This window comes from Longimicrobiaceae bacterium (assembly GCA_035696245.1).
In the GTDB taxonomy this organism is placed as follows: Bacteria; Gemmatimonadota; Gemmatimonadetes; order Longimicrobiales; family Longimicrobiaceae; genus DASRQW01.
In genome coordinates this window covers 1-12,534 of sequence record DASRQW010000077.1, presented here as the reverse complement: position 1 = coordinate 12,534, position 12,534 = coordinate 1, and the positions used below count along the sequence as shown (strand labels likewise).

Sequence of the window (12,534 nt, the reverse complement as noted above, 5' to 3'; positions counted from 1 at the left end):
AAGGTGGCGCAGATGGTGGTCGCCCGCGAGGACGCGGGGATGCTGGAGGGCGGCGGCTCGCCCGAGCTGCGCCGCTGGGTGAGCGTGGACAGCATCGGCGGGGTGGTGGTGACGGGCGGCGCGGCGGGCGCGGTGGCGGCGATGCTGGACACGCTCGGCCGCCACTCCGCGCTCCCCCTCCTCGCCGCGGCAGAAATGGACCGCGGCGCGGGTACGTCCATCGCCGGCGCGACGGAGCTTGCGCCGGGAGCGGCGACGGGCGCGGCGGGAGATGCGGACGCGGCGGCGGCCTCCGGCACCGTCGCCGCGGCGGAGGCGAAAGCGCTCGGCATCCGCCTGGCCCTCCTCTCCGGCCCGCCGATGAACCCCGATGCCTTCGCATCTCCGTTCGACGCGGCGAGTTCCGGCGCCGCGGAGGGCACCGTCGCCTTCGCTGAGGCGCTGCGGCGCGGGGGGATGCTGGCCGCGGTGCGCGCCTTCCCCGCCCCGTCCGGGACCGACCGCGACTCGCTGGCCGTGCTGTCGTGGGACCGCGCCGCGCTGGAGGCGGGCCCCGCCGGCTTCGTGCAGCGCCTGGACAGCGCCGGTGTTGACGGGTTGATGCTGGGCCCCGTTGCGCTCCCGTCGGCCACGGGCGACACCGTGCCCTTTCCGGTGAACGCGGTCGCGATGTTCGGCCTGCTGCGCCGCGACCTCGGCTTCGGCGGGCTGGTGCTGGCGGACGTGGACACGGCGCGCTACCTCAGCCGGACCTATGGCGGCCGCGAGGCGGCGGTGCGCGCGGTGGCGGCGGGCGCGGACGTGCTCGTAGGCGTGGCGGACCCGCGGGCGACGATCGACGCCGTGATGGGTGGCGTGCGCAGCGGGCGCATCCCCGCGTCGCGCGTAGAGGCGGCGGTGCGGCGCATCTTCGCCGCGAAGGAGCGCGCGGGGCTCGGCATCCCCCCCGCGGCGGCAGATACAGTTCGAGGCGTCCGGGCGCTGGCGTCTGCGGATGCGGTGTCGGCTGCGCGGGCGGGGTTCGAGGCTTCTACGATGGTGCTCGGTTCAGCGCCGTCCGTTGCGCTGAAGGGATGCCGCAAGGTCGCGGTGGCCGCGGCGGCGGGAATGGACGTGAGGACGCTGGCGGCGCAGCTCCGGCCGCTCGGCGCCGTCTTCCCCGTGCTGGCGGACACGGTCGCGCTCCGCGGCCCGCTCACGGACGAGGGGGACTCGCCTGCGAACGATGCGGACTGCCTCGTCGCGGTGCGCTTCCCCGGCGCGGCCCCGGTGCTCGTCGACCGGGTGGTCGAGCTGCTGACTCCAGCCGCCGCCGCGCAGGCGGCCGCCGCGGCATCCACCGACACTTCTGCGGTTCGCTCCGCACCGGCCGACAGCGCGGCGGCCGCGGCGGCGATGGGGCGCGACACCGTGCCGCGCCGGATCGTGGACGTGGCGTTCGCGACCACCGAGCCGCCCGCGGGCTACGCTCCCGCATCGTACGTGCTGGCGTGGGGCACGCGCGCGGAGGCGCAGACGGTGGCCGCGCGGGCGATCACGGGCGCGTGGAAGCCCGCGCATCCCCCGCCCGCGAGCGTGGCCTGGCCCGCATCTCCCGCGCTCGCCGTCGCCGATCCCAGGTCCGCCGGGATGAACCCCGAGGGGCTGGCGAAGATCGACGCGGCCATCGCGCAGGGCATCCGCGACGGCGTCTTCCCCGGCGCCGCCATCGCCGTCGGCCGCCACGGCGCGCTGGTGAAGCTGCGCGGCTACGGCGCGCTGGGCGACGATCCCGCCTCGCCGGGCGTGAGCGGATCGAACACCATCTACGACCTGGCGTCGCTGACCAAGGTGGCGGGGACGACGGCGGCGGTGATGGCGCTGGTGGACGACGGCAAGATCAAGCTGGACGTCTCCGTGCACCACTACCTGCCGGACTTCAAGGGCGGCAGCAAGGGCGGCGTGACCGTGCGCAACCTGCTCACCCACACCGCCGGCCTGCCCGAGGGCGAGGACCTGTACAACGACCGCTCGTCGCCGCAGGGTGCGCTGCGCGAGGTCTACGCCGACCCGCTCAAGTACGAGCCGGGCACGAAGATGCTGTACAGCGACTTCAGCATGATCCTGATGAAGGAGATCGTGGAGCGCACCGCGGGCGAGCCCATCGACCGGTTCCTCGCGCGCCGCGTGTGGGGGCCGCTGGGGATGACGAGCACCATGTACCGCCCGCCGCTGGTCTTCGCGCCTCGCACCGCGCCGGGAGCGCTGCGGTCCGAGCGGCCGTACGTGGTCCGCGGGGTGGTGCACGACGGGAACGCCTTCCGGCTGGGCGGCGTGGCCGGGCACGCGGGCCTCTTCTCCACCGCGCGCGACCTGGCGGTGTACGCGCAGACGCTGCTCAACGGCGGCACGTACGGCGCGCGCCGCATCTACTCGCGTGCGGTGGTCACGCGCTTCACCACGCCGCAGGGGCTGCCCGGCAACCGCGGCTTGGGCTGGGACATCCCCGGTCCCAAGAGCTCGGCCGGCGCGTACTTCTCGGCGCGGGCATACGGGCACACGGGGTTCACGGGCACGTCCATCTGGATCGACCCGGACAAGGACCTGTTCGTGGTCCTCCTCACCAACCGCACCTACGACAAGGGGACGTCGGCCGGCATCCTCTCGGTGCGGGCCAAGGTGCACGACGCGGCGGCGCTCGCCATCACCGACGTGAAGGTGGGCGCGCGCGCCGGTGCCGTGGTGCCCCAGAAGCCCAAGCTCAAGGCGCGTCCCAGGGCCAAGCCGTCGCGCGCATCCCGCGGCCGCAGCTCGCGCACGACCCGCGCGACCACGCACCGGACCACGCGCCGCACGCCGCCCAAGAAGCCGCGCAGACGGGGGTAGCGGGAGATGCGCATCTGGCCGCGACCGGGGGCGCCGTCGCGAAATGCGACACCCCGCGGCGGATCGACAGGTAGCAGATGCGGAGCGCTTGCTAAAACTGGCGCGAACACTTGATTGGGGTCTGGAAGTCTTCTGGTATGCCTTCTGCTTTACAGAGGGCAGCGATCCAACCCGAGCCAGGAGTGCCGATGCCACCGTTCCCCATTCGCAACCAGATCGACGCCGACGCCCGCCCCGGCGAACGCCAGCCGTGGGTCACCCCGGAGATCGAAGTGCTGCCGCGCAGGAAGAGCTACGAGCACGGTTCGTCCCGCTGCGCGAGCGCTGGTCACGGCCCGGCTTTCTAGCCGCGCCACGCTGATAGGGCCTGTAGAATCACGGGATTTCCGAAGATGGGACTGCGCCGTCGAGATGTGCCTGCGCCGGTGACCCTTCGTCCCCGCGGAGGTTCGTCGATGTGGATGCGTAGCCGAAAGATTGTCGACCAGCACTGCTGATATGCCCTCCGCCCAAGCTTGCACCGGATTCGGGATCGAGAGTCCAGCTGTAAAAAATCTTGTCAAACGTCTGGACGTTGGTGTCCGTTTACCTCTGCTCGACCGCTCGGAACAGCTGCACATTTTGGTGCCATCCACCCGCCACCAGAGGCACACTATCTGCTAGACCAAAAGGGGCCGTTATCTATCCTAAACCCAGGAGCAAAGATGCCGCCCCCGAACCTCCGTCCGAACAGCTGTTCCGCCGTGCCCACCGGGCGCCAGGTCTGGATCGCGCCTCAGGTGGAAGTGCTGCCGCGCCTGCGTGACCTGACGCTCCAGAGCGGTGGCGGGATTCCCGGCGGCGACCTGGCTCCCAATGACGGCGGTGGCGGCACCGTCTTCTAGCCGCGCATCCGCCGGGGAGCGTGCGGGAACGCACCGGCGCGGCAGGCGAGGAGGCCGGGAGAAAGACGAGGGGCCGGCGGATTCGCATCCGCCGGCCCCTCGTCCGTTCGTCCTGCATCCACCATCCGGCGGATCAACCCGCCGCACGGTGGATGGTCACGCGTCGTCCAGGTCCTCGTCGAGGTCGGGGATGCCGCCCTCGCCGTCCTCGTCCATGTGGTCTTCGATGTCCTCGTCGAAGCCGGCCACGCCGCCGTCTTCCTCGCCGGGGACGCTCAGGACCGCGCCGGTGTCGCTGTCGGGTGCCAGCGCGGGCGTCTCGGCGCCGGCTTCCACCGGCTCGGGCACGGCGTCCTCGCTGACCACCCGCGCCACGTCGACCACCACGTCCTTGGGGCCCAGGTTGATGAGCCGCACGCCCTGCGTGTTGCGCCCGATGATGCGGATGCCGTCGACCGGCTGGCGGTTCACCACCCCGCCGCGGGTGATGATCATCAGCTCGTCGCCCGGATGGACCTCCTTGATCGCGACCACCTTGCCGGTCTTGTCGGTGGTCTTGACGTTGATCACGCCTTTGCCGCCGCGCCGCTGCAGCCGGTACGCCTCGATGCCGGTGCGCTTGCCCATGCCCTTCTCCGTCACCACCAGCAGCGAGCTGCCCGGCTTGGTGACCACCATCCCGATCACCGCGTCGCCCTCGAGCAGGCCGATGCCGCGCACGCCGGTGGTGGCGCGGCCCAGCTCGCGGGCGTCGGTCTCGTGGAAGCGGATCGCCTGGCCCGAGCGCGTGGCGAGCACCACGTCGCAGCCGCCGTCGGCCAGCTGCACCGAGATGAGCTCGTCGCCGTCGATGACGTTGATGGCGTTGAGGCCCACCTTGCGCGGGTTCCCGTACGCCGCCAGCGTCGTCTTCTTCACCACGCCGTTGCGCGTGGCGAAGATGAGCGAGCGGTCGTGGCTGAACTCGCGCACCGGCACCAGCGCGGCGATCTTCTCGTCGGGCCCCACGTTGATCAGGTTCACGATGGGCTTGCCCCGGCTGGCGCGCGAGCCGGCGGGGATCTCGTGGACCTTCAGCCAGTAGCACTGGCCGTCGCGGGTGAAGAACATCAGGTAGTCGTGCGTGCTGGCCAGGAAGAGGTGCTCGACCCAGTCCTCCTCCTTGGTCCCCATTCCGGCGATGCCGCGTCCGCCGCGGGCCTGCGCCCGGTACGTGTCCACCGGCACGCGCTTGATGTAGCCGGTGTGGCTGACGGTGAGCACCATCTCCTCGTCGGCGATCAGGTCCTCGATGCTGAAGCTGCCGCTCTCGCCCAGGATCTGGGTGCGGCGCTCGTCGCCGTACTTGTCGGCGACCTCGCGCAGCTCCTCCTTGATGATGGTGCGGCGGCGCTCCGGGCTGGCGAGGATCTCCTCCAGGTCCGCGATGGTGGCGCGGATCTCGGCCAGCTCGGCCTCCAGCTGCTCGATCTCCAGCCCCGTCAGGCGCGCCAGACGCATGTTGAGGATGGCGTCGGACTGGCGGACGGACAGGGTGAACCGCGTGCGCAGCGCCTCGCCCGCCTCGTCGGTCGTCTCGCTGCCGCGGATGATGGCGATCACCTCGTCGATGTGGTCGACGGCGATCTTGAGGCCTTCCAGGATGTGCTCGCGCTCGCGGGCCTTGCGCAGCTCGAACTGGGCGCGGCGCACCACCACCACGTGCCGGTGCTGCACGAAGTGGTGCAGCATGTCGCGCAGCGGCAGCACCTTGGGCTCGCCGTTGACCAGCGCGAGCATGATCACCCCGAAGGTGCTCTGCATCTGCGTGTGCTTGTACAGCTGGTTCAGCACGATGTGGGGGATCGCGTCGCGCTTCAGGTCCACCACGATGCGCATGCCGTCGCGGTCCGACTCGTCGCGCAGGTCGGCGATGCCCTCGATCTTGCGGTCGCGCGCGAGCTCGGCGATGTGCTCGATGAGGCGCGACTTGTTGACCTGGAAGGGGATCTCGGTGACCACGATGCGCTCGCCCTTGCCGCCGTCGCGCTCCTCGATGGCGGCGCGCGCCCGCAGCACCACGCGGCCGCGGCCGGTGTCGTACGCCTCGTTGATCCCGTCGCGCCCGTAGATCAGCGCGCCCGTGGGGAAGTCCGGCCCGCGCACGTAGCGGCGCAGGTCGTCGGTGGTCGCGTCCGGGTTGTCGATGAGGTGCACGCAGGCGTCCACCACCTCGCGCAGGTTGTGCGGCGGGATGTTGGTGGCCATGCCCACCGCGATGCCGCTGGAGCCGTTGATGAGCAGGTTCGGCACCTTGGCCGGCAGCACCGTGGGCTCCACCAGGCGGTCGTCGTAGTTGGGCGCGAAGTCGACCGTCTCCTTGTCGATGTCGGCCAGCAGCTCGGTGGCGAGCTGCGCCAGGCGCGACTCGGTGTACCGGTACGCCGCAGCCCCGTCGCCGTCCACGCTGCCGAAGTTGCCCTGGCCGTCCACCAGCGGGTAGCGCAGCGAGAAGTCCTGGACCATCCGCACCATGGCGTCGTATACCGACTGGTCGCCGTGCGGGTGGTACTTGCCCAGCACGTCGCCCACCACCGTCGCGCTCTTCTTGTACGGGCGGTTGGGGTTGAGCCCCGCCTCGTGCATGGCGAACAGGATGCGGCGGTGCACCGGCTTCAGGCCGTCGCGCACGTCGGGCAGCGCGCGCTGCACGATCACGCTCATCGAATAGTCGATGAACGACTCGCGCATCTCGTCTTCGATCAGCCGCGGCAGGATCTTCTGCTGCGGAAGCTCGGGAAGCCCGTCCGGATCGGCGGGCGTGATGTCGTCGGCCATGTGGCTTGTCTGGGAGAGTCGAAGCTGGGGCGCGGCGCCGTCTCGTGTGCGCGCGCGATGCCTCTTGTACCCCGCGTGGGCGTACGGGTGCCCGGAAAAGCGGGCTGCGGGACGCTGGACAACCTACGGAATCAGAAGGGATTCCGCCAGCGTGGACACCCCGTGGAACATCGGATCCGGGGATGTACGATCGGCGGTCGGCACGCTCGGGAGGCGGATACCGGGCATCGAAGCGCATCTGTATGCATGGCAAGGATTTACGGGAGATTCATGGCGTGCGATCGTTCGCACCTCCCGCGGTGCATCTCGGCCGTACGCCGGCGGACGACGAGATAACGGTAGGACGCAGGAGCGCGGATGCTTAGGTTCTCCCACGTCCCGAAGAATGATGTCGCGCCGCCCGTCTCCCCACCTCGCCCTACAGGAGCCACACCGATGGTCCGTCCACGCCACGCAGGGTTCCGCACTGCCGCCTCCGCGCTTCTCTCGCTCTCCGCCATCCTCCCCGCCGCCGCGCAGACGACGGCCGCGCACGCGCCGCCGTCCGCCGCCGAGTGGTCGTACGTCGGCCGCACGGGTCCGTCGCACTGGGGCTCGCTGCCGGGCGACGACCTGTGCCGCGACGGCCGCCGCCAGTCGCCCATCGACCTGCGGAACACCGAAACCGGGCACGCCGCGCTCTCGGCCGAGTACATGCCGCTGCGCGGCTACCTGTTCAACAACGGGCATACGGTGCAGATGAACGTGCGGCCCGCCGGCGGGCTGTCGCTGCGAGGGCGGCAGTACGCGCTCGTCCAGTTCCACTTCCACCACCCCAGCGAGCACCGCATCGAGGGCTCGCGCGCCGCGGGCGAGGTGCACTTCGTCCACCAGACGGCAGACGGGCACTACGCCGTGCTGGGCACGCTGCTTTGGGAGGCGACCCAGACGAACCAGGCGTGGGAGGCGCTGCTGCGACAGCTTCCGCGGCAAAAAGGCGACACCGTGCAGCTCGCGCGGCCGGTAGACGTGCGGGCGCTGCTGGGGATGCCCGACCTGTCCGCCGAGCACCCGTTCCTGTACGATGGCTCGCTCACCACGCCGCCGTGCACCGAGGGCATCGCCTGGGTCGTACGGGCCAAGGGCATCTATCTCTCGCACGCTCAGCTCGACATGCTCCGCCACGCCATGCCGGACGACGCCCGCCCCGTCCAGCACCGCAACGGCCGCCCCATCATCCACCGCACGCGGTAGCGCAGCACGGGGAGGGTTGCCGCATCGTCAGAAGAGCGGACACTCGCCAATCGGAATCGGAATACAGAAAGCGCCCGGGAAAGAATCCCGGGCGCTTTCTGTATCTGCCGCGTTCGTGACGGCCGCAACGGCGAGCCTGGAGGTGCGGTCATCTCAGAGAGGCCGCCTGGCGCGTAAACGCGCGGGCTACGGCGGCGCGAAGACCGCTGCGCGGCCTGCGACTGAGAGCGTGTAACGCTTCGGTCCCTTCCCTCATCCGCCGAATGCCGTTCCGGATGCCGCTACTGCTGCGGGGTCTGCACCGGCGTGGGACGGGCGGCGGCGCTGGGGTAGGCGCGCGTCTCGTCGTTCAGGTGCAGGTAGCGGTCGCGCAGCATGGTCTCGCGGCTCACCAGCGGCACCTCGCGGCCGTGGATGAGCACGTGCTCCACGGGCGTGAGCAGCTCCAGCGGGTCGCCGCCCCAGACGACCACGTTGGCGAGCTTGCCCGGCTCCAGCGAGCCCAGGCGGTCGGCCACGCCCCAGATCTGCGCGGGGTTGAGCGTGATGGCCCGCAGCGCGTCGTCGTGCGAGAGGCCGTTGGCGACGGCGTTGCCAGCCTCCTGCTTCACGTTGCGCGCGTTGTGCGTGTCGCCCGCCGTGATGGCCACCTTCACGCCCGCGCGCCGCAGGATCGCGGCGTTGTCGTAGCGCTCGCCCAGCGACTCGAAGGTCTCCGGGAGGTCCTGGAGGACCTTCACCACCACCGGCACGTTCGCCCGCGCCAGCTCGTCCGCGACCATCCACGCCTCCGCGCCGCCGCCGATCACCACGCGGATCCCGAACTCCTTCGCGATGGCGAGCGTGGTGCGGATGTCGCTCGCGCGGTTCACCTCCACCACCAGCGGCATGCGGCCGGCCAGCACCGGCTGCAGCGCCTCCAGGTCCAGCCGGCTCGCGGCGAGCTGGCGGAACTGGCCGCGGTTGTAGGCTTCGCGGTTGCGGGCGTACGTACGCGCGTCGTCCAGCACCTGGCGCAGCAGCATCGTCTGCCCGGAGCGCGAGCCGCCCGCCTCGCCGCGCGACCCTTCGGCCAGCGAGGCGTACATCGCAACGGCGCCGCGGATCAGCATGGAGTCGACGTTCATCCCCGTAAGGTCGACCACGACGCTCTGCCCGGAGATGAGCCCGCCGTCCGGCCGCGACACCGCCGTGGTGACGCCGGCGATGCGGGTGACGGGAATGACGATGGAGTTGGGGTTGAGGCCGTCGCGCACGTCGAACGCGGCGGCCACGTGGTCCGGGTCCTTGTTCAGGCGGTGGTCGTTGGTCTCGTCCACCGCGCCCACCTCTTCCAGCCCGATCTGGGTGGACGAGTCGAAGAAGCCCGGCGTGACCGTCTTCCCGCGCGCGTCGATCGTCCGCGCGCCGGCGGGGACGGCGACGTTCGCGCCGACGGCGACGATGCGCCCGTCGCGGATGAGCACGGTGCCGTTGGGGATGGCGGGCCCGGCCATCGTCTCGACCGTGCCGCCCACGATGGCGACCGTCTGCGCGGCGGCAGGGGCGGTGGCGAGCAGCGCGCCCGCCGCGGCGGCGAGGAGTCTCTTGCTCATCGGGCGGCCTCCGCCGGAAGGAGCCCCGTCTCGAAGTCCGACACGGGGTGCAGGTTGGGGTTGGCGCGGTCGTAGATCAGCGCGCCGTCGATGTACACCTTCTCGGGCCGCGCGTACACGCTGAACGGGTTGGCGCTCCACACCACCACGTCGGCCTGCTTGCCCGGCTCCAGCGTGCCCACCTTGTCGTCGATGCCCAGCGCCCACGCGGGGTTGGCGGTGAGCCAGCGCAGCGCGTCGTTCTCGCTCACGTCTATGCCCGCCTGGCGGCCGGCCAGCACCGCCTTGGCCGCCTCCTGGTTCAGGCGCTGGATGCCGCCGGGGTCGTCGGAGTGCACGATGGCGCGGGCGCCGGCCTGGTGCACCATCGCCAGGTTGGCGTTCGTCTCGTCCAGCGCCTCCATCTTGAAGCCCCACCAGTCCGCCCACAGCGACGCGCCGATGCCCTCGCGGGCCAGCAGGTCGCGGACCTTGTACGCCTCCACGCCGTGGTGGAACGAGCGGATGTGGTAGCCGAACTCGTGCGAGATGTCGATCATCTGGGCCATCTCGTCGGCCCGGTAGCAGTGGTTCTGCACCAGGATGTGGCCGCGCAGCACCTCGGCCAGCGTCTCCAGGCCCAGGTCGCGGGTGGGCATGTCGCTGGCCTTGCGCCCGTTCGCATCCCAGTCGTCCCACTTCCTCCGGTACGCGGCGGCCTCGATCCACGCCGTGCGGTAGCCGGCCACGTTGCCCATGCGCGTGCTGGGGCCGCGGCTGGCGTACACCCGCTTGGGGTTCTCGCCGCACGCCATCTTCAGCCCGTACGGCGCGCCGGGGAACTTCATGCCCTGCACGGTACGCGAGGGCACGTTCTTCAGCACCACGCTACGGCCGCCGATCAGGTTGGCCGAGCCGGGCAATATCTCCATCGACGTGATGCCGCCGTTCTCCAGCGCCCGCACGAAGCCGGGGTCCTGCGGCCACACCGAGTGTTCCGCCCACACGTTGGCGGTCACGGGGTTGGTGGCCTCGTTGCCGTCGGAGTTGGCATCCACGCCGGGGCTGGCGTACACGCCCAGGTGCGAGTGCACGTCGATGATGCCGGGCGTCACGTACTTGCCCGTGGCGTCGATCACCGTGGCACCGGCGGGCGCGTTCACCGTCTGCCCCACGGCGGCGACCTTGCCGTCCACCATCAGCACCTGACCGTTGGGGATGACCTGGCCGGCGGCCGTCATCACCGTGGCGCCGCGGATGAGCGTGGGGACGGAACGGAAGGGGTGGTACGTGGACGGGAACGGGACGGGCGGCACGGGCACCGTGGCCGACGCGGCAGGCTTGGGCTGCTGCGACGACGGGCCGCCCGCATGCGCGCAGCCGGCGGCCGCGAGCAGGAGTGCGGACAACGCACGCTTCATGGAGCGGGCTCCTGGAGATGGTGGAGCGGAGATGGCGCCGGTTGGGCGGCACCGCGCACCGGCCGTTGCGCGCCGGCGGAAGAGCATGGGATGGCGGCGCATTGTACGCCGCACCGCGCGCGCCGGTCAAGTGCGACTGACCGTCCGCGGGCGGGAGATGCGGGGACGCCGCTCGCCCCGGCCCGTCATCGGATCCGCGGCTCTCGCTCCGATCCCACCGCACTCCATCTCCCGTGGCCGTCGGCGCTACTGCTCCAGGACGGCGATGCAGTAGGACGACGGTGCCGATCGAACGTCCGAAACTGTCCTCGCGCCGTCTCCGCCGGCGTCCGCGAGGTAGGACGAGGCGCGGGAGGCAAGACCGTCCGCCATCTATCGAAAACGCAGTATTTACATCGGTTTAGCCGATTGTCGCGGGTTGGCCCCGGCATTGCTCCATCCGCAGGCAACCCGTTCAACCCAGAGGAATGAACATGACCAGCAAGATCAGCCTTAGAGTTCCGTTCGCGCTCGCCATCGCCGCGGCGCTGGCCGCAACGCCGGCGCTGGCGCAGAAGGGCCACGGCCACGACAAGCAGCAGGACCGCGTGGAGCGCCGCGATGACGACCACGCGGACCGCCGCCGGACCGAGGGTGACGCCCGCGCGGATCGCAACGACCGCGACCGCCGGGACGCGCGCAACTCCCAGAACAGGCAGAATGGGCAATACGGCCAGTACAGGCAGAACGGCCAGTACGGGCAGAACGGCCAGTACGGCTCGCGTCCGGGCGACCGGCACCCCGGCTGGTGCACGGGCCGCGGCAACCCGCACAACACTGTGGCCAACTGCGGCCGTGGCGCCGACCGGTACGACCCGCGCTACGACACACGCCGCAACGGCAGCTACGGCACGTACGGCAACCGCAACCCCACCGTGTACCGCAACGGAAGCGGTAACGGCACCTACGGAAGCTACGGCACCTACAACGGCAACCCGACCGTGTACCGCAACGGGAGCCGCACCGGCACGTACGGCAACGGCAGCTACACGGCGGCCCACGACGCCTTCCATCGCCAGCAGGCGCGCGAGTGCAGCGCCGCCGCAGCGCAGCGCCGCAACGACCGGAGCTGGCAGCTTCGCGTGGCGAGCCAGTGCAACGCGCAGCACCAGGCGTGGCACAACCAGTACGACGCCCGCACCCGCCGCTAACTCTTCGGGCCAGCCTCAGGCGAGTCGGTTTACAGTGGATGAAGGTCGGTAGATGAGAAGCCCCGGATGCGATCGCTCGCGTCCGGGGCTTCTTCGTTGCTCACCTCCGCGGATCGGCGGATGTGCGGTTGGGATGGCCGGACGCGGTTTCTTCGTCGTTTCCGGCGATTCGATCACAGGCTTCACATCGAACGTTCCCAACGATCCGAGGTTCGCGACGGTTCCGAGACCTACGGCCAGTGGGTTCGGACTGCTGGTCAGGCGGCGGCGGTGGGCTTCAGCTCTACCTTGACCCAGCCGGGCTGGCGGGTGTCGAAGGCCTTGTAGGCGTCGAGGACGGCGGTCATGGGCTCGCGCTGGGTGAGGATCTGCGCGGGGTCCATGGCGCCAGCCATCACCAGGTCCACCAGCCGCGGGATGTACGCGCGGTGGTTGCAGTTGCCCATGTTGATGGTGAGGTTCTTGTTCATCGCCTGGCCGATGGGGAAGAACCTGGCCGTCTCCGGGTAGACGCCGATGATGGAGAGCGTGCCGGCCTTCGCCAGCCCCT

General features: G+C 70.8%; 9 protein-coding genes. 5 read left to right on the top strand and 4 right to left on the bottom strand.

Translation table 11 applies throughout. The annotated features are described in order from the left end of the window. The 3 genes from VFE05_03740 to VFE05_03730 all read left to right on the top strand — a co-directional run. Positions 1-2,865: serine hydrolase (locus VFE05_03740; GenBank protein HET6229165.1), on the top strand; the 2,865-nt coding region annotated here is incomplete at its 5' end. A gap of 188 nt (positions 2,866-3,053) precedes the next feature. Then, a complete protein-coding gene (locus tag VFE05_03735; GenBank protein HET6229164.1) occupies positions 3,054-3,212 on the top strand; it encodes a hypothetical protein in 159 nt (52 codons plus the stop codon). 357 nt (positions 3,213-3,569) lie between these two features. Beyond that, complete coding sequence (locus VFE05_03730; protein HET6229163.1) at positions 3,570-3,749, top strand: hypothetical protein; 180 nt, start codon at positions 3,570-3,572, stop codon at positions 3,747-3,749. A gap of 156 nt (positions 3,750-3,905) precedes the next feature. Here the strand turns inward: VFE05_03730 and gyrA are convergent, their stop codons facing one another. Next, positions 3,906-6,566, bottom strand: a complete 2,661-nt coding sequence (gene gyrA / locus VFE05_03725; protein HET6229162.1) for a DNA gyrase subunit A — start codon at positions 6,564-6,566, stop codon at positions 3,906-3,908. A gap of 435 nt (positions 6,567-7,001) precedes the next feature. On the opposite strand from gyrA, the gene VFE05_03720 reads away from it, so the two are divergent. After that, complete coding sequence (locus VFE05_03720) at positions 7,002-7,799, top strand: carbonic anhydrase family protein (protein HET6229161.1); 798 nt, start codon at positions 7,002-7,004, stop codon at positions 7,797-7,799. Between the two features lie 281 nt (positions 7,800-8,080). On the opposite strand, the gene VFE05_03715 is transcribed toward VFE05_03720, so the two are convergent. Both VFE05_03715 and VFE05_03710 read right to left on the bottom strand, forming a co-directional pair. Beyond that, positions 8,081-9,394, bottom strand: coding sequence for an amidohydrolase family protein (locus VFE05_03715; GenBank protein ID HET6229160.1), 1,314 nt, complete (start codon positions 9,392-9,394; stop codon positions 8,081-8,083). Further along, positions 9,391-10,794, bottom strand: coding sequence for an amidohydrolase (locus tag VFE05_03710; protein HET6229159.1), 1,404 nt, complete (start codon positions 10,792-10,794; stop codon positions 9,391-9,393). The genes VFE05_03715 and VFE05_03710 overlap by 4 nt, the downstream gene beginning before the upstream one ends. 473 nt (positions 10,795-11,267) lie before the next feature. On the opposite strand from VFE05_03710, the gene VFE05_03705 reads away from it, so the two are divergent. Continuing rightward, on the top strand, positions 11,268-11,984 hold the full coding sequence (locus VFE05_03705) for a hypothetical protein (protein ID HET6229158.1): 717 nt from the start codon (positions 11,268-11,270) through the stop codon (positions 11,982-11,984). A gap of 257 nt (positions 11,985-12,241) precedes the next feature. Here VFE05_03705 and VFE05_03700 read toward each other — a convergent pair. Next, positions 12,242-12,534 (bottom strand): hypothetical protein (locus tag VFE05_03700; protein HET6229157.1); only part of this gene is annotated, 293 nt, incomplete at its 5' end.

Excerpts from the sequence above, each read along its gene's own strand:
- VFE05_03735 (HET6229164.1), top strand. The coding sequence starts at position 3,054 with ATGCCACCGTTCCCCATTCGCAACCAGATCGACGCCGACGCCCGCCCC.
- VFE05_03730 (HET6229163.1), top strand. The coding sequence starts at position 3,570 with ATGCCGCCCCCGAACCTCCGTCCGAACAGCTGTTCCGCCGTGCCCACC.
- gyrA (HET6229162.1), bottom strand. The coding sequence starts at position 6,566 with ATGGCCGACGACATCACGCCCGCCGATCCGGACGGGCTTCCCGAGCTT.
- VFE05_03720 (HET6229161.1), top strand. The coding sequence starts at position 7,002 with ATGGTCCGTCCACGCCACGCAGGGTTCCGCACTGCCGCCTCCGCGCTT.
- VFE05_03715 (HET6229160.1), bottom strand. The coding sequence starts at position 9,394 with ATGAGCAAGAGACTCCTCGCCGCCGCGGCGGGCGCGCTGCTCGCCACC.
- VFE05_03710 (HET6229159.1), bottom strand. The coding sequence starts at position 10,794 with ATGAAGCGTGCGTTGTCCGCACTCCTGCTCGCGGCCGCCGGCTGCGCG.
- VFE05_03705 (HET6229158.1), top strand. The coding sequence starts at position 11,268 with ATGACCAGCAAGATCAGCCTTAGAGTTCCGTTCGCGCTCGCCATCGCC.